The sequence below is a fragment of the Paludibacterium denitrificans genome, assembly GCF_009707705.1.
Classification (GTDB): domain Bacteria; phylum Pseudomonadota; class Gammaproteobacteria; order Burkholderiales; family Chromobacteriaceae; genus Paludibacterium_A; species Paludibacterium_A denitrificans.
Genome location: NZ_WLYX01000001.1, coordinates 1073069 through 1090710, shown reverse-complemented (window position 1 = coordinate 1090710; position 17642 = coordinate 1073069). Strand labels below are relative to the sequence as shown.

The 17642-nt window shown below is 57.9% G+C and carries 18 protein-coding genes and 5 pseudogenes; 15 read left to right on the top strand and 8 right to left on the bottom strand.

Going from position 1 to position 17642, the window contains the following annotated elements:
* The 3 genes and pseudogenes from rpsD to rplQ all read left to right on the top strand — a co-directional run bounded on the left by rpsD (position 1) and on the right by rplQ (position 2043).
* Positions 1-620: pseudogene (gene rpsD, locus GKE73_RS07275) on the top strand (30S ribosomal protein S4).
* A gap of 23 nt (positions 621-643) precedes the next feature.
* Positions 644-1626, top strand: a pseudogene (locus tag GKE73_RS07270) (DNA-directed RNA polymerase subunit alpha).
* 24 nt (positions 1627-1650) lie between these two features.
* The gene (gene rplQ / locus GKE73_RS07265; RefSeq protein WP_230369591.1) at positions 1651-2043 is read left to right on the top strand and encodes a 50S ribosomal protein L17; all 393 of its coding nucleotides are present in this window, start codon (positions 1651-1653) and stop codon (positions 2041-2043) included.
* 111 nt (positions 2044-2154) lie between these two features.
* Here the strand turns inward: rplQ and GKE73_RS07260 are convergent, their stop codons facing one another.
* Positions 2155-2946 carry an MOSC domain-containing protein gene (locus GKE73_RS07260; RefSeq protein ID WP_230369590.1) on the bottom strand — a complete coding sequence of 264 codons (792 nt, stop codon included), beginning with the start codon at positions 2944-2946 and terminating at the stop codon, positions 2155-2157.
* 247 nt (positions 2947-3193) lie between these two features.
* Between GKE73_RS07260 and aptA the strand changes: the two genes are divergently transcribed.
* The 6 genes and pseudogenes from aptA to GKE73_RS22885 all read left to right on the top strand — a co-directional run bounded on the left by aptA (position 3194) and on the right by GKE73_RS22885 (position 8143).
* Entirely contained in the window at positions 3194-4510 is a 1317-nt protein-coding gene (gene aptA / locus GKE73_RS07255) for an omega-aminotransferase AptA (protein ID WP_230369589.1), read from the top strand.
* Positions 4511-4575: 65 nt separating this feature from the next.
* Positions 4576-6059, top strand: a pseudogene (locus GKE73_RS07250) (CoA-acylating methylmalonate-semialdehyde dehydrogenase).
* Positions 6060-6500: 441 nt separating this feature from the next.
* Positions 6501-6968, top strand: coding sequence for a cache domain-containing protein (locus GKE73_RS22900; protein ID WP_280954820.1), 468 nt, complete (start codon positions 6501-6503; stop codon positions 6966-6968).
* Positions 6898-7260, top strand: a complete 363-nt coding sequence (locus GKE73_RS22895; protein WP_280954819.1) for a cache domain-containing protein — start codon at positions 6898-6900, stop codon at positions 7258-7260. The genes GKE73_RS22900 and GKE73_RS22895 overlap by 71 nt, the downstream gene beginning before the upstream one ends.
* Positions 7260-7715, top strand: a complete 456-nt coding sequence (locus GKE73_RS22890) for a methyl-accepting chemotaxis protein (RefSeq protein ID WP_280954818.1) — start codon at positions 7260-7262, stop codon at positions 7713-7715. Before GKE73_RS22895 ends, GKE73_RS22890 begins: the two co-directional genes overlap by 1 nt.
* A gap of 5 nt (positions 7716-7720) precedes the next feature.
* Positions 7721-8143, top strand: coding sequence for a methyl-accepting chemotaxis protein (locus tag GKE73_RS22885; protein ID WP_280954817.1), 423 nt, complete (start codon positions 7721-7723; stop codon positions 8141-8143).
* A gap of 180 nt (positions 8144-8323) precedes the next feature.
* Here GKE73_RS22885 and lnt read toward each other — a convergent pair whose 3' ends face one another.
* From lnt to GKE73_RS07205, 7 genes and pseudogenes are all read right to left on the bottom strand, one after another.
* Positions 8324-9538 carry an apolipoprotein N-acyltransferase gene (lnt, locus tag GKE73_RS07235; RefSeq protein WP_230371426.1) on the bottom strand — a complete coding sequence of 405 codons (1215 nt, stop codon included), beginning with the start codon at positions 9536-9538 and terminating at the stop codon, positions 8324-8326.
* A 50-nt stretch (positions 9539-9588) separates the two neighbouring features.
* The gene (locus GKE73_RS07230) at positions 9589-9729 is read right to left on the bottom strand and encodes a hypothetical protein (protein ID WP_230369588.1); all 141 of its coding nucleotides are present in this window, start codon (positions 9727-9729) and stop codon (positions 9589-9591) included.
* An 88-nt stretch (positions 9730-9817) separates the two neighbouring features.
* Positions 9818-10672, bottom strand: coding sequence for a CorC family transporter (locus tag GKE73_RS07225; RefSeq protein WP_230369587.1), 855 nt, complete (start codon positions 10670-10672; stop codon positions 9818-9820).
* A gap of 5 nt (positions 10673-10677) precedes the next feature.
* Positions 10678-11184, bottom strand: coding sequence for an rRNA maturation RNase YbeY (ybeY, locus tag GKE73_RS07220; protein ID WP_230369586.1), 507 nt, complete (start codon positions 11182-11184; stop codon positions 10678-10680).
* Positions 11165-12134: pseudogene (locus GKE73_RS07215) on the bottom strand (PhoH family protein). The gene ybeY and the pseudogene GKE73_RS07215 overlap by 20 nt, the downstream one beginning before the upstream one ends.
* 64 nt (positions 12135-12198) lie before the next feature.
* Positions 12199-13533 carry a tRNA (N6-isopentenyl adenosine(37)-C2)-methylthiotransferase MiaB gene (gene miaB / locus GKE73_RS07210; protein ID WP_230369585.1) on the bottom strand — a complete coding sequence of 445 codons (1335 nt, stop codon included), beginning with the start codon at positions 13531-13533 and terminating at the stop codon, positions 12199-12201.
* A gap of 45 nt (positions 13534-13578) precedes the next feature.
* Positions 13579-13875, bottom strand: coding sequence for a hypothetical protein (locus GKE73_RS07205; protein WP_230369584.1), 297 nt, complete (start codon positions 13873-13875; stop codon positions 13579-13581).
* A 489-nt stretch (positions 13876-14364) separates the two neighbouring features.
* On the opposite strand from GKE73_RS07205, the gene GKE73_RS07200 reads away from it, so the two are divergent.
* The 6 genes and pseudogenes from GKE73_RS07200 (at position 14365) to GKE73_RS07185 (ending at position 17577) form a co-directional block, all read left to right on the top strand.
* Complete coding sequence (locus GKE73_RS07200; protein WP_230369583.1) at positions 14365-15486, top strand: NYN domain-containing protein; 1122 nt, start codon at positions 14365-14367, stop codon at positions 15484-15486.
* Positions 15487-15524: 38 nt separating this feature from the next.
* On the top strand, positions 15525-15737 hold the full coding sequence (locus GKE73_RS07195; RefSeq protein ID WP_230369582.1) for a hypothetical protein: 213 nt from the start codon (positions 15525-15527) through the stop codon (positions 15735-15737).
* Between the two features lie 131 nt (positions 15738-15868).
* Positions 15869-16027: pseudogene (locus tag GKE73_RS25465) on the top strand (dienelactone hydrolase family protein); the annotation flags it as partial.
* A gap of 37 nt (positions 16028-16064) precedes the next feature.
* On the top strand, positions 16065-16220 hold the full coding sequence (locus GKE73_RS22875; RefSeq protein WP_280954815.1) for a hypothetical protein: 156 nt from the start codon (positions 16065-16067) through the stop codon (positions 16218-16220).
* Complete coding sequence (locus GKE73_RS22870; RefSeq protein WP_280954814.1) at positions 16213-16419, top strand: dienelactone hydrolase family protein; 207 nt, start codon at positions 16213-16215, stop codon at positions 16417-16419. Before GKE73_RS22875 ends, GKE73_RS22870 begins: the two co-directional genes overlap by 8 nt.
* Positions 16420-16683: 264 nt before the next feature.
* A complete protein-coding gene (locus GKE73_RS07185; protein ID WP_230369581.1) occupies positions 16684-17577 on the top strand; it encodes a flagellin N-terminal helical domain-containing protein in 894 nt (297 codons plus the stop codon).
* The last annotated feature ends 65 nt before the right edge of the window (positions 17578-17642 follow it).

Genomic DNA, 17642 nt, shown 5'->3' with positions numbered 1-17642 from the left:
ATGGCACGTTATATTGGCCCAAAATGTAAGCTCGCTCGTCGTGAAGGCACCGACCTTTTCCTGAAGAGCGCGCGTCGCGCACTGGATTCCAAGTGCAAACTGGATAGCATTCCTGGTCAGCATGGCGCCCGTAAGAGCCGTCTGTCTGATTATGGCGTCCAGCTGCGTGAAAAGCAGAAAATCCGTCGTATTTACGGTGTTCTTGAGCGTCAGTTCCGCAATTATTTTGCCGAAGCTGTTCGCCGCAAGGGTTCCACGGGTGAAAACCTGTTGAAACTTCTCGAATCCCGCTTGGACAACGTTGTATATCGCATGGGCTTTGGCTCCACGCGTGCAGAAGCACGTCAGTTGGTAAGCCATAAGGCCATCGTCGTGAACGGCCAAGTCGTTAACATTCCGTCTTTCCGGTTAAAGCTGGTGACGTAGTGTCTGTCCGTGAAAAAGCCAAGAAACAAGCCCGTATTGCTGAAGGTTTGTCTCTGGCCGAGCAATCTGGCTTCCCGTCTTGGGTATCTGTTGACAGTACCAAGATGGAAGGTACTTTCAAATCTGCTCCGGAACGTTCCGAACTGTCTAGCGATATCAACGAACAGCTCGTTGTGGAATTCTACTCCAAGTAATCGCTAGCTCTTAGGGAATGACTATGCAAAACAGCGCTTCGGAATTTCTGAAACCTCGACTCATCGACGTTCAACCTGTGTCTGCGACCCGGCACGTGTGTCGATGGAGCCGTTCGAGCGCGGCTATGCCCATACCTTGGGCAATTCGCTGCGCCGTATTCTGCTGTCGTCGATGCCGGGCTTTGCTCCCACCGAAGTGACTATCGCTGGCGTTTTGCATGAGTATTCCGCTCTTGATGGTGTTCGCGAGGATGTCGTGGATATCCTGCTTAACCTCAAGGGCGTAGTGCTTAAACTGCATGGTCGTGACAGTGTCGTCCTTTCCTTGAAAAAGGAAGGTGAAGGTGCTGTCTTGGCTGGCGATATCGACGTACCGCACGATGTAGAAGTGATTAATCCTGATCATGTGATTTGTCATCTTTCTGCCGGTGGTAAGGTCGACATGGAGATCAAGATTGAGAAAGGCCGGGGTTATCAACCGGTTTCTGCTCGTTCTTCTCATGATGACAATCGTTCCATTGGTACGATTCAACTGGATGCTTCCTTCTCGCCGGTTCGCCGTGTAAGCTTTGCTGTGGAAAGCGCTCGTGTTGAGCAACGTACCGACCTCGATCGCCTGGTTCTTGATATTGAGACCAATGGTGTTATCGAGCCGGAACAAGCCGTGCGTAATGCGGCACGCATCTTGATGGATCAGCTGTCAATTTTTGCTGATCTCCGTGGTACAGCGGTTGAAGAAGTCATTGAAAAGGCGCCGCCGATCGATCCGATCTTGCTGCGTCCGGTTGACGATCTTGAACTGACGGTTCGTTCGGCCAACTGCCTGAAAGCCGAGAACATTTATTACATCGGTGATCTGATTCAGCGTACTGAAACCGAGCTTCTGAAAACTCCGAACCTCGGACGCAAGTCGTTGAACGAGATCAAAGAAGTTCTCGCTTCCAAAGGCCTGACTCTCGGTATGAAGCTGGAGAATTGGCCACCGGCAGGGCTAGAAAAGCCGTAAGGTTTGAGATAAAAGGACATAACAATGCGTCATCGTTACAGTAATCGTAAACTGAACCGCACGACCAGCCATCGTCTGGCGATGCTGCGCAACATGGCTAACTCGCTGTTGCGTCACGAAGTGATCGTGACCACACTGCCGAAAGCCAAGGAACTGCGTCGTGTGGCCGAGCCGTTGATCACGCTCGGTAAAAAGCCGTCGTTGGCCAACCGTCGTTTGGCTTTCGACCGCACCCGCGATCGTGATATCGTGGTTAAGCTGTTTGACGTACTCGGCCCGCGCTACAACGCCCGCAATGGCGGCTATGTACGCGTGCTGAAGTATGGCTTCCGTAAGGGCGACAATGCTCCGCTGGCTCTGGTTGAGCTGGTTGACCGTCCTGAGGATGCAGAAGTTGTAGACGAATCGGCTGAATAAGTCGTTTCAGTAAGTGAAAAAAGGCCAACCTTGTGTTGGCCTTTTTTCATTTCTGCTCGTGCCGTGACTGTCGGTTTTCAGGAGCCAACTATGGTTATTATTGCTGAGCCATTACCACCTGACGTGCTCTGCCAGGATCTTGACTGAGTCGCCGGTATGCAGCAGCCCTTCATTTCGTGCTATCAGTGCGATGCCGATGTCTAGGTTGTGCGTCGGCTGGGAGTTGTGTAGCGGTGTTGGCGCTGGTTCTTGCTGAGAAGACACGATATCGGTTGCGTGATTAATAGCGCTGGTCGTGTTTGGTGCTTCCGGTTTTATCACATCAAATACCACGTTTCCAATTTGTAAGGTTTGCCAAGAGTTCTCAGCAAATGGCGGTACGCCATCGATGACAAGATTGGGAAGACGTGGCGTGTCAGGCTGACCTTTGTGTTGACTTATGGCTTTCAACGAAGCATCGCTAACTAGAATAAACGGGCTGGTACACGCAGGTGGTCGCGGCATGTCCTGAGGTGCCAGAGGTGGTGGTGCTGGATTACGGTGCCATACCAACTGGCAGTCTTTACCCAGCCATTTGCTAAACCAGTCATCCACGCGTGGATCGCCGTGGTAGCCGGAAAGAGTGACGTTTTCCTGCGTACAAAGCCGAGGCGTGTGGTAGACCGTACTCATGACCATAATTGGCAGTTGCTCTGGGGCCTTTAGTAATACTCCTCCCGGGATCAGGTCGGTTTGTAGCTGTGGGAGTTGTGGGCATTCACGTGGGGTGAGGCATTTCCCGTCCGGTGTCGTCACTAGCCATTCACGATCATGCAACAAGCCCTGTCGACTGGCGTAGGCGCGGCTGTAGGTGATGCCATGACAAAACTGGATGGGATAGATGATCATCTGACGCAGTTGCATGGCAATTCCTGTTGGCGGTTGGATTGCAGGATGAGTGTGGTTGCAATGTTTGCATTATTGTCGATTTTCGCTTTGCGCATGGAGCCTATATCGGAGCATACCGATGGCAGGAATGCATGCTGGCTGTATTGGCAACTTTGCCAATACAGTATGACGCGAAACTGGGCCAACTGTACCTGTAATGGCGAGAATTGGCTGGCTACATTGATGTCATCTGAGCGCAATCGGGCGCCGTCAGGAGACAACGATGTCACATCAAGGTATGGATGCTTTCTGGATGCCGTTTACGGCCAACCGTCAGTTCAAGAGCGCGCCACGCTTGCTGGTTAGCGCGGACGGCATGTATTACCGCGATGACGCGGGGCGTCAGGTGCTGGATGGTACGGCAGGGCTGTGGTGTGTGAATGCGGGCCACAACCGCCAGCCAATTGTGGAAGCGGTGCAGCGTCAAGTGGCGACCATGGATTTTGCCCCGACCTTCCAGATGGGGCATCCGCTCGGATTTGAGGCGGCAGAAAAGCTGGCGGCTATGGCACCAACGGGCTTGAGCAAGGTGTTTTATGTCAACTCGGGGTCGGAGGCGGCAGACACTGCACTGAAAATGGCGATTGGTTACCATCGGGTACGGGGTGACGCCGCTCGGGTGAAGCTGATTGGCCGTGAGCGTGGTTATCACGGGGTTAACTTTGGTGGCGTTTCTGTTGGCGGCATTGCGGGTAACCGCAAGATGTTTCCGGTGGCGTTGCCGACGGTCGATCACCTGCGCCACACGCTGGATATTGCGCGCAATGCGTTTTCTCGCGGCGAGCCGGAGTATGGCGCGGAATGGGCTGACGAGCTGGAAAACCGCCTGCTGACCTTGCATGATCCGTCCACCGTGGCGGCGGTGATGGTTGAGCCGATGGCTGGCTCGACCGGGGTGCTGATTCCGCCCAAGGGTTATCTGAAGCGCCTGCGTGAAATTTGCGACAAATATGGCATCCTGCTGATCTTTGATGAGGTCATCACCGGCTTTGGGCGGTTGGGGCAGGATTGGGCCTCCAACAAGTTTGGGGTGTTGCCGGATATCATGACCTGCGCCAAGGGCCTGACCAATGGTACGGTTCCGATGGGTGCGGTATTGGCCAAACCGGCGATCTACGAGGCATTCATGGCAGCTGCCGCTGAGGGTGCCATTGAGTTTCCGCACGGATATACCTATTCGGCGCATCCTTTGGCCTGTGCCGCATCGATTGCCACGCTGGATCTGTATCGCGACGAAAAGATTTTTGAGCATGCGGGTGAGATGGCGCCGTATTTTGAAGAACAGGCGCATGCACTCAAGGGCCTGCCGTTTGTGAAGGATATTCGTAACCTGGGCCTGGTGGCCGGGATTGAGCTGGAAAGCCGACCGGGTGCGGTGGGCAAACGCGGCTTTGAGGCGTTTGTTCAGTGCTGGGAACGTGGCGTGATGGTGCGTTGCACCGGTGATGTGCTCGCCGTGTCGCCGCCGCTGATCATCAACCGGCAGCAGGTAGAGCAGCTGTTTGGCACCATTGCGGATGTATTGCGTACGTTGCAGTGATGCGTGTTTGATGGAACAAAGCTGGCCGGGTGATGATGCGCCCGGTCACACAGGACAGGATTGTTATGACGACGCTTTCGCACTATATCGGTGGTGAGTTGTTGACTGGCCAGAGTGGCCGTTTTGGTGAGGTGTATAACCCGGCGCTGGGATCGGTGATCGCTCAGGTACCGTTGGCTGGTGAGTCCGAAGTCAACGCTGCGGTGGCCGCGGCACGGCAGGCGCTTCCGGCTTGGTCGGCCTTGTCGCCGCTTAAACGCGCCCGGGTGATGTTCAAGTTCAAGGCTTTGCTGGATGAACATCAGGGAAGGTTGGCCGAAATCATTTCACGCGAGCATGGCAAGGTGGTGTCGGATGCCATGGGCGAGGTGACGCGCGGTCTGGAAGTGGTGGAGTTTGCTTGCGGGATTCCGCAATTGCTCAAGGGTGAATACACCGAGCAGGTGGGCAGTGGCGTCGACAGCTTTTCGTTACGTCAGCCGCTGGGGGTGGTGGCGGGGATTACGCCGTTCAATTTTCCGGCCATGGTTCCGATGTGGATGTTCCCGGTGGCCATTGCCTGTGGCAATACCTTTGTACTGAAGCCTTCCGAACGCGTGCCGTCAGCCGCGCTGTTTCTGGCAGAGCTGCTGCGGCAGGCTTGCCGGACGGCGTCTTCAACGTGGTGCACGGTGACAAGCTGGCGGTGGATGAGTTGCTGCAGCATCCTGATGTGGCAGCGGTCAGCTTTGTCGGTTCGACCCCGATTGCCCGTTCCATTTACCAGACGGGCGCGCGTCATGGCAAGCGCGTGCAGGCGTTGGGCGGTGCCAAGAACCATCTGGTGGTGATGCCGGATGCCGATCTGGATGGCACGGTGGAGGCGCTGATGGGCGCGGCATTTGGCTCGGCCGGTGAGCGCTGCATGGCCATTTCCGTGGCGGTGGCGGTTGGCGAGGTTGCCGATGCGCTGGTGGCCAAGTTGGCCGAGCGTGCGCGCTCGGTCAAGATCGGCGTTGGGGAGGATGCCGTCGCCGAGATGGGGCCGCTGGTGACGCGCCAGCACTTGGACAAGGTAACTGGTTATGTGAATCAGGGCGTAGCCGAGGGTGCAGCCTTGCTGGTGGATGGCCGCGGTTACTGTCACCCCGGCCATGAGAACGGTTTCTTCCCGGGGCCGTGCCTGTTTGACCACGTTACGCCTGAGATGACGATCTACAAAGAGGAAATCTTTGGCCCGGTTCTGGCTGTGGTGCGTGTGCCGGATTTTGACAGTGCCGTGGAATTGATCAACCGCTGCCCGTTTGCCAACGGTACCAGCATTTTCACCCGCTCCGGTGCGGCGGCTCGTGAGTTCGGCCAACGTATTCAGGTGGGGATGGTGGGCGTCAATGTGCCTATTCCGGTGCCGATGGCGTTCCACAGTTTTGGTGGTTGGAAGGCGTCGCTGTTTGGCGATCACCATATGCATGGCCCGGAAGGTGTGCGTTTTTATACCCGCATGAAAACCATTACCAGCCGCTGGCCAGAGAACCTGGCGGCGGAGTTTGTCATGCCAACCATGAAGTAATGCAGGTTTGCGGCAGGATTGAACCCGGCTCAGGCCGGGTTTTTTTATGGTGTGGCGGGCTTATGGATTGGCAGATTATTATTCCTCCCTATAAACTGAGCAAAAGCACTAGACTTGGATCAAAAAAACCATAATGTATTTGTGGCTATGGATGGCGAAGCGTCGCTTTTTTCTTGCCATGCCCTATCATGGAAACTGCGCTTGATTGGCCCTGTCTTTTATTGGGACAGAGGGGAGATTGAGGCTTGTTGCATGGTGGGTTCCTTGTGCCGGAACGCCGCCCGATAGGGAATACGGCATATTCCCGGTAAACTGCTGGGGCAAGCCTGCTGGCTGAGTTAGCATGGGCGACAGGCAAAGATTGTGCCGGAAGCCGTGGCGCCCTGTCGCAGAACAGGGCCGTAAACAACAAAATCATGACAAGAATAATCGGGAGCAAACATGAATGAACAGCAAACGGGTATGACGCTGAAAGCACGCCTGACCGGCCTGCTGGTATTGATGGCCGTGGTCATTTGTGCGCTGGGCACCATGGCCGTGTTCAACCTGAAACACAGCATGTTGCAGGATCGCAAGGATAAAGTACGCAACCTGGTGGAAAGCTCTTACCGCATGGTGCAGTACTACGAAGGGCTGGCGGCCAGTGGCAAGTTGCCGGAAGTCGTGGCCAAACAGCAAGCGGTGAATGTGCTGAATGGTATCCGCTATGACCAGCGCGAGTATTTCTTCGCCTTCGACAATAACTGGCGTTATATCGCCCATGGGGTGAAACCGGCCATGCTTGGCAAGGATGTCATGGCGATCAAGGACCCGACCGGGGCGGTGGTCGGCCAGTTGTTTGACCAGGGCGATGCAAAGTGGTGGGGGCAAAGGGTTTGTCGAGTATGTTTGGGACAAGCCGGGTTTTGAGCAGCCACAATCGAAGATTTCCTACGCCATGGTGACGCCGCGCTGGAAATGGGTCATCGGTACCGGCATTTATCTGGATGATGTGGCGGCCGCTTTTCAGCAGGAATTGATTACGCTGGCGCTGGAAATAGGCGTGGCCTTGCTGTTGCTGGGCATGGCCGGGGTGCTGATCTTGCGTTCGGTACTGGGGCAGTTGGGGGCTGATCCGCGGGAAACCGTCGCGGTGGTCAAGAAGATTGCCGAAGGCTGGATGAAACGATTCCACTCGCGCCGGGTGACGACTCCAGCCTGATGGCGGCAGTGGCAACCATGCAGCAGCAACTCAAACAGCTGGTACGGCAGATTATTGATGACGCCAACAAGCTGTCCGAAATGAGCGGCCAGATTACGCAACGTTCGGCACTGGTGGAAGACGGATCACAGCAGCAAAGTACGGCTGCAACGGCGATGGCCGCCTCGGTGGAACAGCTGACGGTGAGCATCAACCAGATCGCTGACCACGCACATGACGCTCATCAGCTGTCGAAACAATCGGGCGAGTTGTCGCATGAGGGCGGGGAAGTCATCTCGCAGGCGGTGACGGAAATGCGCCGGATCAATGAATCGGTAGATCAGGCGGCGGTGACGATTGCCGAATTGGCGACCAAGACGCAGACCATTTCTTCCATCATGCAGGTAATCAAGGATATTGCCGACCAGACCAACCTGCTGGCGCTCAATGCGGCGATCGAAGCGGCCCGTGCTTAGGCGAGATGGGGCGCGGGTTTGCCGTGGTGGCGGACGAGGTGCGCAAGCTGTCGGAACGTACCGGCCAGGCGACGCAGGAAATTGCCGTGATGATTCAGGAAATTCAGGTGAGTTCCGATCAGTCGCATAGCTGCATGGAAGAGGCGGTGAACCGGGTCAAATCCGGGCTGAATCTGGCGGAACAGGGCGGTGATGCGATTGCGCGGATTCGTCAGGGGGCCGTGGGGGTGGATGGCGTGGTGAACGATATCTCCCATGCGCTGAAGGAGCAGGGCCAGGCCAGCCAGGATATTGCCCAGCATGTGGAAAGGATTGCGCAAAGTGCCAGCACCAATGCCGAGGCGGCAGTGAGCACGTCACAGGCCATCGACAGCATGCATCGTCTGGCCGATAACCTGCGCACGCTGGTGTCGAGCTTCCGGGTTTAAGTTGTACGGTAGTACATGGCTGGGCTGCTGGCCGTTATTCGGCCAACCTTTAGCTAGAAAGTGAAAAACCGCTTGTGCCGGGATACCGGGCAAGCGGTTTATTCATGTGCGATTGGCCTTTAACCATCGCGCTCTTGTTGGCGTGACGGATGCGCCACGTCGGTGAAAGAGCTGCCTGGATTAATGGGCGACCATGCGACGACGGTGGGCGCCGAGTGCGGTCGCCACGGCCAGTAATGCGGCCATCAGGAGTAATGTCGGCAGATTACCCCAGCGCATGTAGGGCGTCAGTCCTTGTCGTCCCTGCACCTTGCCTTGCAATACCTGCTGGGTGAATGGCGCGGCCAGCGTGGCAATCTCGCCATCGGGGTTGATGATGGCGGTCATGCCGGTATTGGTGGCGCGCAGCATCACCCGGCCGGTTTCCAGTGCCCGGGTTTGTGATAGCTGCAGATGCTGTTGCATGGCCACACTTTTGCCGAACCAGGCCAGATTGCTGACGTTGGCGAGCAGGGTGGCCTGTGCCGCCGGGCCGATCAGCTCCTCGCCGAAGCTGTCTTCATAGCAGACGTTGAACGCCACCCGCTGGCCCGCCAGTTGCAGCGGTGCCTGGTTGCTGCCGCCGCGTGAGAAGCCGGACAGCGGCATGTCCATGAACTGGTAGATCCAGCCGATGAGACCGGGGAGCGGAATGAACTCGCCGAACGGAACCAGATGGTCTTTGGCATAGGACGGCAGGCGCGGATCTGAGAGAGCCACCACGGCATTCAGATAGCCACGGCCGTCGGGCGTGCGGCGTGGCACACCGCTGGCCAGTGCCATGTGTTGCTCGGCAGCGGTGCGGGTCAGCAAGGCCAGATAGTTGGCGGGCAGGTCTTCCAGAAACAGCGGCATGGCTGTCTCAGGCAGGATCATCAGGTCGGCACGCGTGGCGGCGACTTGCCGATAATAGGTGATTAGCGTGTATTCCGCCGTTTCCGGCTTCCATTTGAGTGCTTGCGGGATGTTGCCTTGCGCCAGCGCCACGGTGAACGGCTTACCCGCGGGCTGGGTCCATGTCACTTGCTTGAGTGCGGCGCCGCCGCCCCAGACCAGTAGTGCCGCTGCCAATAACCCGCTGCGCTGGCGTGGCGTGGCACGGCCCATTAACGACACTGCCCCAGCGGTCAGTGCGACCAGCCAGCTCACCAGATGAATCCCGGCCAGCGGGGCATAGCCAGCGGGCTTTCCGTGATTTGTGAGTAGCCCGCGGCGCCCCGGGGAAACCGGTAAGCAGCCAGCTGCGCAGCCATTCGCCCAGCTCCCGGGCCGCCGGGAAGGCCAGCAGCCAGCGGATGGCCGGACGTGTGTCGATACGGCAAGCGAGCCGGTGGCGAGCGCCGGGTAGAGCGCCAGATAGGCCGGTAGTAAAAATACCAGTGGCAGCGCCGGGATCGCTTGCAGGCTTAAGCAATGTCATGCAGGCTGTTGTAGATCCAGTTGAAGTTGGCCGTATAGGCCGCCAGCCCCCAGATATAGCCCAGTCGCCCGGCAAGGCGCGGCTGGTGTTCGGCCAACCCTGCGAGGGCGGCCAGCGACAAAGGCATGATCCAGAACAGGCGGTACGGGGCAAAGGCAAACAGCGTCAGTGCCCCGGCCGGGCGGCAGCGGCCAGCAACAACAGGGTACGTGGCATCAGTCGGTGAGTGTGTCGTCGGTCGGCGGCAGGAGGCGTTCCACCAGCAGCGAATGCAGGCGGCGGCTATCGGCACGCAGGATGGTAAAGCGGATACCGTCGGCTTCCACCGTTTCGGCGCGTTTGGGCAGATGGCCCATCAGGGAAATCACCAGCCCGCCGATGGTGTCGACATCGTCGTCATCGAAGCGGGTGTCGAAATATTCGTTGAAATCGGCGATTTCGGTCAGCGCCTTGACCCGGTAACGCTGACCGCGCACCGGCACGATATTGTCTTCGCTGTCGTCGAAATCGTATTCGTCTTCGATGTCGCCGACGATCTGTTCGATCACATCTTCGATGGTGATCAGGCCGGAAACGCCGCCGTATTCGTCCACCACGATGGCCATGTGGTTGCGGGTGGAGCGGAAGTCACGCAGCAGCACGTCCAGCGGTTTGGATTCCGGGACGAACATCGGCTGGCGCAGGGTGGCCTTGAGGTCGAAGGTTTTGGGGCTAAGGAAGTGGCGCAGCAGATCCTTGGCCAGCAAGATGCCCAGTACGTCGTCCTTGTTGTCGCCGATGACGGGAAAGCGGGAGTGGCCGGTGCCGATGACGTCGGGCAGGAAACGGCCGATCGGGTCGGCGATGCGCAGCACATCCATCTGGCTGCGCGGAATCATCACGTCACGTACGGTCAGTTCGCTGACGCCCAATACGCCTTCGATCATGCCGAGCGCTTCGGCGTCCAGCAGGTTGCGTTCGAAGGCGGAGTGGAGCAGGGCGATCAGTTCTTCCCGGTCCTCCGGCTCGCGCAGCAGCAGGGTGGACAGGCGTTCAAACCAATTGGGGCGGGGCTTACTGGGGTCTTCCATAGGGTTTAGTGTTTTTCCTCGGCATACGGATCGGCATATCCTAGCTTGGCCAGAATGGCGGTTTCAAGCGTTTCCATGATTTCCGCTTCGTCGTCGTCTTCGTGGTCAAAGCCTTGCAGGTGCAGCATGCCGTGCACGGTCAGGTGGGCGTAGTGCTCTTCCAGACTCTTGTTTTGCTCGGTGGCTTCACGTTCCACCACCGGCACACACAGTACCAGATCGCCAAACAGTGGCAGGCCGGGCAATGGCTCGCCTTCGTTCAGGGCAAAGCTCAACACGTTGGTGGCGTAGTCTTTGTGGCGGTAGTCGCGGTTGAGCGTCTGGCCTTCGTCGGCCTCGACGATCACCAGGCTGATCTGCGCCTGACGTACGCCCGGTTGCAGGGCGGCTTGTACCCAGCGGCGCCACTGGGCTGCGGTGGGCAGGTTGGCCGAATCGGTACGGTTGTCCGGGGTCAGGTCGAGCCGTTCGGCCAACCTTTGGCGCAGGGGATTACGCTTGGCTTGTTTCATGCGGTTTTGCCTGGTAATTGTCGTAGGCGTCGACGATTTTTTGCACCAGCGGGTGGCGCACCACGTCGTCGCTCTGGAAATGGTGGAAATGAATGCCGCGCACTTTGGACAGAATGTGCTCAACCTCCACCAGACCGCTTTTCTGGTTCTTGGCCAGATCGATCTGGGTGATGTCGCCGGTGATGACGGCCTTGGAGCCAAAGCCGATGCGGGTCAGGAACATTTTCATCTGTTCCGGCGTGGTGTTTTGCGCTTCGTCCAGAATGATGAACGCACTATTGAGCGTGCGGCCGCGCATGTATGCCAGCGGCGCAATCTCGATCAGGTTCTTCTCAAACAGCCGTGTCACCTTGTCAAAGCCCATCAGGTCATACAAGGCGTCATACAACGGCCGCAGATAGGGGTCGACCTTCTGTGCCAGATCACCGGGCAGGAACCCCAGCTTTTCGCTTCCACCGCCGGGCGCACCAGCACGATGCGTTTGATGGCATCGCGTTCCATGGCATCGACGGCGCTGGCGACGGCCAGATAGGTCTTGCCGGTGCTTAGGCCGGGCCGATGCCAAAGGTGATGTCATAGTCCTGAATGGCCTTGATGTAGCGGTTTTGCCGTGGCGTACGGCCCCGCAAATCGCCGCGGCGCGTTACCAGCGCTGGCGCATCCGCCTCAGCTTCCTCGCCCGTCGGCGCGGCCTGCCGTACTTCAACCAGCCCGAGCTGGATGTCGTCGATCGACAAATCCTGTTTTTCGGCCAACAGATAGAAGCGGGTCAGCGCGGTGACGGCGTCACGGGCTCGTTCGCCCTGAATCCGCAGGCTTTCGCCCCGACGCTGGATGGTGACATCCAGCCCGGTTTCCACTTGTTTGAGGTTTTCGTCCAGCGGGCCACACAGGCGTGCCAGCCGGTCATTGTCGACCGGTTTGAAGCTGAGGTGTTCGGAATGGGACATGGTGCCTTGTTGATGCAATTCGGCCAACCTGAATGCGCCAGGTTGGCCGAACGGATAGTTAAGATTAAGCCGTTTCCGAGGTCAGCACGCGTCCGCTCAACGAATGCGGATGGGCTTCGGTGATGACCACGTCGATCATCTGATTGATCAGGCGCGGATGGCCAATAAAGTTGACCACGCGGTTGTTCATCGTGCGTGCCGCCAGCTGGTTCGGATCTTTTTTCGACACGTTTTCCACCAGTACGCGTTGCGTGGTGCCCACCATGCTCTGGTTGATGGCAAAGCCCTTGGCTTCGATCACTTCGTTCAGCGCTTCCAGCCGACGTACCTTCTCGGCATGCGGCGTGTCATCCGGCAGGTTGGCTGCCGGGGTGCCGGGGCGCGGGCTGTAGATGAATACGAAGCTGAAATCGAACTCCAGATCCTTGACCAGCTTGAGCGTGGCGTTGAAATCGGCCTCGGTTTCGCCGGGGAAGCCGACAATAAAATCGGAAGACAGGCACAGGTCCGGGCGGATGGTGCGCAGCTTGCGGATGATGGACTTGTACTCCAGCCCGGTATAGCCGCGCTTCATCGCCATCAACACCCGGTCGGAGCCGCTTTGTACCGGCAGATGCAGGTGCGAAACCAGCTTGGGCAGCTTGGCATAGCAGTCGATGATGCGCTGGCTGAATTCACGCGGGTGGCTGGTGGTAAAGCGGATGCGCTCAATTCCCGGCACTTCATGCACATATTCCAGCAGCAGGGCAAAATCCGCGATCTCGCCATCTGCCATCACGCCGCGGTAGGCGTTGACGTTCTGGCCCAGCAGCGTGATTTCCTTCACGCCCTGTTGCGCCAGCCCGGCCACTTCCACCAGCACGTCCTCAAACGGCCGTGAAACTTCCTCGCCGCGGGTATAGGGCACCACGCAGAACGAACAATACTTGGAGCAGCCTTCCATGATGGAGACGAAAGCGGCGCCACCCTCCACCTTGGCGGGCGGGATGTGGTCGAATTTCTCGATTTCCGGGAAGGAAATATCGACTTGTGAGGCACCGCTGTCGGCGCGGGCCTTGAGCAGTTCCGGCAGGCGGTGCAAGGTTTGCGGGCCAAATACCACGTCTACATACGGAGCGCGCTTGACGATGGTGTCGCCTTCCTGACTGGCGACGCAGCCGCCCACGCCGATGATCAGGTTGGGGTTGGCATCTTTCAGCGGGCGGATGCGGCCCAGATCGGAAAACACCTTCTCTTGTGCTTTTTCACGCACACTGCAGGTGTTGAACAGGATCACGTCGGCCTCTTCCGGGTTGTCCGTCTTGATCATGCCTTCGGCGTCGGACAGTACATCGACCATCTTGTCCGAGTCGTACTCGTTCATCTGACAGCCGAAGGTCTTGATGTATACCTTCTTCATTGCAACTAGGATTCCAGCGTGTTCGGTTCGGGAGGCACCGGGCCGTTATTGCCGCGCGTTGAGGGCGTTCCACTCGTCGTCGGTCAACAGCCAGATGCGGTTGATATTGCCGTACAGGTCAAAGGTGACACCCACCTGCCTGCCCACCAGCGCGGGCAGTCGGCCCATCAGCAACATGCGGTTGTTCTCATCGATGATGCGCAGGCCGGGCGCGACGGTATAGCTGTTGCCAGCGCTGGCGAACAAGCCAAACAAGCCGTTGCTACTACCTTTGGGCAGAAAAGCGACACGCTTACCTTCTGCCTGTTGTAACAGACCCGGCTGTACCGTAGCGGGCAACACGCGATTGACGGCCCGGCGGGCAGGGACAAGGCGAGGGCCAAAAGGGCGGTGGTAAGTGTTTTCATAATCAAATGAATGTGTTGCGCAAGTTTAGCACAATCATCACACGACCAGAACCACATGGGCCGGGCGGCGTGGTGCGGCTGGGGTGGCAGGAAGGCATGAGCGGCAGTCTACCCCATCTCATGACTGGACGGTTGCCGGGGCTGGCCGCCAAGCCGCGGCAAGGGGTTTCCGGCGCAGGGTACGCTAGCGCTGCGATGGTTTCGCCAAAGTTAGTCAGGCTGATTAGAATGGTTGCGATAGTACGCTGGCTGGTACGGCTGGTAGGCGTCGCGATGACGCCATCGGCCGCGTGTCGGTGAATGTGGCTGGCCCACGCGGCAGTCGTGGTGTTTGGTCTTGGCTTGACCCGGTCTTTTGAATATTGATGCGTCACCCTGATCCCGGTTTGGTGGTTACCGGGCGGCGCAGCGGTTTGGAGCGCTCATGACTTCCTCCCCCGAAAACGTCAGCATGGCGATTTTCTGTGATTTCGAAAACGTCGCCCTCGGCGTTCGCGATGCAAAATACGAAAAATTCGACATCAAGCCGGTGCTCGAACGCCTGCTGTTAAAAGGCAATATCGTAGTCAAGAAGGCCTATTGCGATTGGGAGCGCTATAAGGATTTCAAGGCCACCATGCACGAGGCCAATTTCGAATTGATCGAAATCCCCCACGTGCGCCAGTCCGGCAAAAATTCGGCCGACATCCGTCTGGTCGTGGATGCGCTGGATCTTTGCTATACCAAATCACACGTGAATACCTTTGTGATAATCAGTGGCGATTCGGATTTTTCGCCGCTGGTGTCCAAGCTGCGTGAGAACGCCAAACAGGTGATCGGTGTCGGCGTCAAGCAATCCACTTCTGATTTGCTGATTGCCAACTGCGATGAGTTCATCTTTTACGATGATCTGGTGCGCGAAATCCAGCGTGCTGCGGCCAAACGCAATCCGCGGGCTAACCACCCATCCGTCAAGCGGACGCCGGATGAGGAAAAACGTCACAAGGAAGAAATGGAGGCGCGCAAGCGCGCCGCGATCGAGATTGCGGTGGAAACCTTTGATGCGTTGCTGTCGGAAAAGGGCGACAGCGGCAAGATCTGGGCCTCGGTGCTGAAGGAAGCCATCAAGCGGCGCAAACCGGATTTCAGTGAGGCGTTCTATGGTTTCCGCGCCTTTGGCAACCTGCTGGAAGAAGCGCAGGCGCGTGGTTTGCTGGAGTTTGGCCGCGACGAAAAATCCGGTGCCTACGTCTATCGCAGCAATGGTACGACGGCGGGGCAGCATGAGGTGACGGCTGCCGTGGCCACGCCAGTGCCTTCAGCGTCCCCAGCGGTTGAAGTCGTGGTGCCGGTGGTTACCGACGCGGTGGCCGAGAAACCCGCCACGCCGCGCAAGGGCCGCGGAGGCCGCAAGCCAGCCACCAAGAAGGCGGCAGCCGAGGCGCCAACTCCATTGCCAGCCGCTGAAGTGGTGGTAACGCCGGAGGTTGAAGTGCCTGCCGTGCCTGAAGAAAAAGCCCCCAAGAAAACCCGCAAGCCCAGCGCGCGCAGTAATCGCAACAAATAGCCGCGCAGGTTCCACTCTCTAATTAGTCAGGAGTCACCATGAACATGATGGAATACGGCCTCAAGCCGGTTGATTGGCAAGACCCACAGAAGGCAGATGAACCCGCCGGGCTGTCGCGCCGTACCTTCGTGGTGAGCCTGCTGGCATCCGGCTTTGCCACGGCTTCCAGCCCGCTATTGGCACAGGCGATCAAAACCGATTCCCGGGGCTGGTTGCCGGTGAGGTGTACATCCCGGTGGCGGATGGTGTAGTCCCCGGCTACCGGGCCATGTTTAGCCAAGCCGGGCAGATATCCGGTGGTGCTGGTGGTACAGGAAATCTTTGGCGTGCATGAACATATTCAGGACATGTTAAGCGCTTTGCCAAGCAGGGCTATTACGCCATTGCTCCCGAGCTGTTCGCCCGTCAGGGTGATGTGTCGAAGATGACCGATATTGCCACCATCATGTCCACGGTGGTGGCCAAGGTGCCGGATGCGCAGGTCAATGCCGATCTTGATGCGACCGTGGCGTTTGCCCACGCTAGTGGTCACGGCGATATTCAACATCTTGGTCTGGTCGGCTATTGCTGGGGCGGCCGTGCAGCACTGGGTTTACGCCCGGCACAACCGGCAACTCAAGGCAGCGGTGGCGTACTACGGCTTGCTGGAAGGCATGAAGTCCGACATCAAGCCACAGGACCCGGTCGATTTTGCCGCCAGCCTCACGGTTCCGGTGCTGGGGCTGTATGCTTAGCGAGGACAGCTTTATCAAGCCCGCGGCGATTGAACGTATGCGTGCTGGTCTGGCGCAATCGAGCAGCGGTTCGCAGATTGTGGTGTTCCCGCACGTCAACCACGGGTTTAATGCCGATTACCGCCCGAGCTACGACAAAACGGCGGCACAGTCGGCATGGGCGCTGGCGCTGGACTGGTTACGCTCGCATGGGGTGTGAGTTGGGGCTGATTGGCAATGGGAGCGTCTGCCTTGATGTGGCAGTGTCTCCTGCTGTCAGTTGGTCGATGAGCTGCTTAAGCTCCTCCGGGCGTGCTGGCGGAAAGCTCATCCCCGTGCGGAGGGCGCTGTTGGTGCGGGCAGGCAAACATTTTTCAAAAAAATTTACATTTGTGCTGCGTATTTTTCAGAACTTGGTCGCTATTCATGAGTAGGGGCGTCGTGGATGCCCGTGATACCAACTACCGATCAAGGAATGGATAGCATGCTGAGCCTACACACCAACATCGCCTCGCTGAATACGCAAAGTGCCCTGAGCAGCACCCAATCGGGCTTGACCACGTCGATGACCCGTCTGGGTACCGGTTACCGCATCAATTCCGCCATGGACGATGCTGCGGGCCTGCAAATCGCTACCCGTCTGGATGCACAATCGCGTGGCATGACGGTTGCAATGCAAAATACCCAAAACGCCAAGTCGATGCTGCAGACAGCCGAAGGCGCGCTGAATGAAACCTCCAACATTCTTCTGCGCATGAAGGATTTGGCTACTCAGGCGGCGGATGCCACGGCCAGCACGGCTGACCAGACTGCCATGCAGGCTGAATACGACCAGCTGGGTGTTGAACTGAATAACATCATGAAGAACACCTCGTTCGGTGGTCAGGCTTTGCTGGGTGGTTCGGGCACGGGTACGGGTACCGCTGCGGGCAAGTTTGGCGCTAGCGTTAATTTCCAGATCGGCGCGGCAACGGCCGAAACCATGGCATACGACGGTTCGACCGACCTGAACGCCGTTGACACCAAGCTGAGTGCCGCGACCAGCACCTACACCGCGGGTAACGTTACGACCGCAGGGACTGAAATTTCTACCGCATCGGCCGCTAATGGCAGCATTCAAAAACTGAGCGATGCGATTGATGCCGTCAGCACGCTGCGTTCCTCGTTTGGTGCAGCGTCCAACCGTCTGGACCATGTTTACAATAACTTGTCCAACGAAGTGACCAATACCAAGCAAGCCCAGTCGCGCATCATGGATGTTGATTACGCGACCGAGTCGGCCAACATGACTCAGCATCAGATGCTGATGCAGGCAGGTACTGCCATGCTGAAACAGTCGGGTTCGATGAACTCGATGGTGATGTCCTTGTTGCAATAATTTGCTCAAGGTTAGGGACGATCAAGCCAGCGCAAGCTGGCTTTTTCTTGTCAGGAGGGGTGTGG

Coding starts and splice junctions, on each gene's coding strand:
- GKE73_RS07225 (WP_230369587.1), bottom strand. CDS start 10,672: ATGGAAGACCCCAGTAAGCCCCGCCCCAATTGGTTTGAACGCCTGTCC.
- GKE73_RS22900 (WP_280954820.1), top strand. CDS start 6,501: ATGAATGAACAGCAAACGGGTATGACGCTGAAAGCACGCCTGACCGGC.
- GKE73_RS07200 (WP_230369583.1), top strand. CDS start 14,365: ATGACTTCCTCCCCCGAAAACGTCAGCATGGCGATTTTCTGTGATTTC.
- GKE73_RS07260 (WP_230369590.1), bottom strand. CDS start 2,946: ATGCAACTGCGTCAGATGATCATCTATCCCATCCAGTTTTGTCATGGC.
- GKE73_RS22885 (WP_280954817.1), top strand. CDS start 7,721: ATGGGGCGCGGGTTTGCCGTGGTGGCGGACGAGGTGCGCAAGCTGTCG.
- rplQ (WP_230369591.1), top strand. CDS start 1,651: ATGCGTCATCGTTACAGTAATCGTAAACTGAACCGCACGACCAGCCAT.
- GKE73_RS07230 (WP_230369588.1), bottom strand. CDS start 9,729: ATGCCTTTGTCGCTGGCCGCCCTCGCAGGGTTGGCCGAACACCAGCCG.
- aptA (WP_230369589.1), top strand. CDS start 3,194: ATGTCACATCAAGGTATGGATGCTTTCTGGATGCCGTTTACGGCCAAC.
- GKE73_RS22870 (WP_280954814.1), top strand. CDS start 16,213: ATGCTTAGCGAGGACAGCTTTATCAAGCCCGCGGCGATTGAACGTATG.
- ybeY (WP_230369586.1), bottom strand. CDS start 11,184: ATGAAACAAGCCAAGCGTAATCCCCTGCGCCAAAGGTTGGCCGAACGG.
- GKE73_RS07195 (WP_230369582.1), top strand. CDS start 15,525: ATGAACATGATGGAATACGGCCTCAAGCCGGTTGATTGGCAAGACCCA.
- GKE73_RS07185 (WP_230369581.1), top strand. CDS start 16,684: ATGCTGAGCCTACACACCAACATCGCCTCGCTGAATACGCAAAGTGCC.
- miaB (WP_230369585.1), bottom strand. CDS start 13,533: ATGAAGAAGGTATACATCAAGACCTTCGGCTGTCAGATGAACGAGTAC.
- GKE73_RS22890 (WP_280954818.1), top strand. CDS start 7,260: ATGGCGGCAGTGGCAACCATGCAGCAGCAACTCAAACAGCTGGTACGG.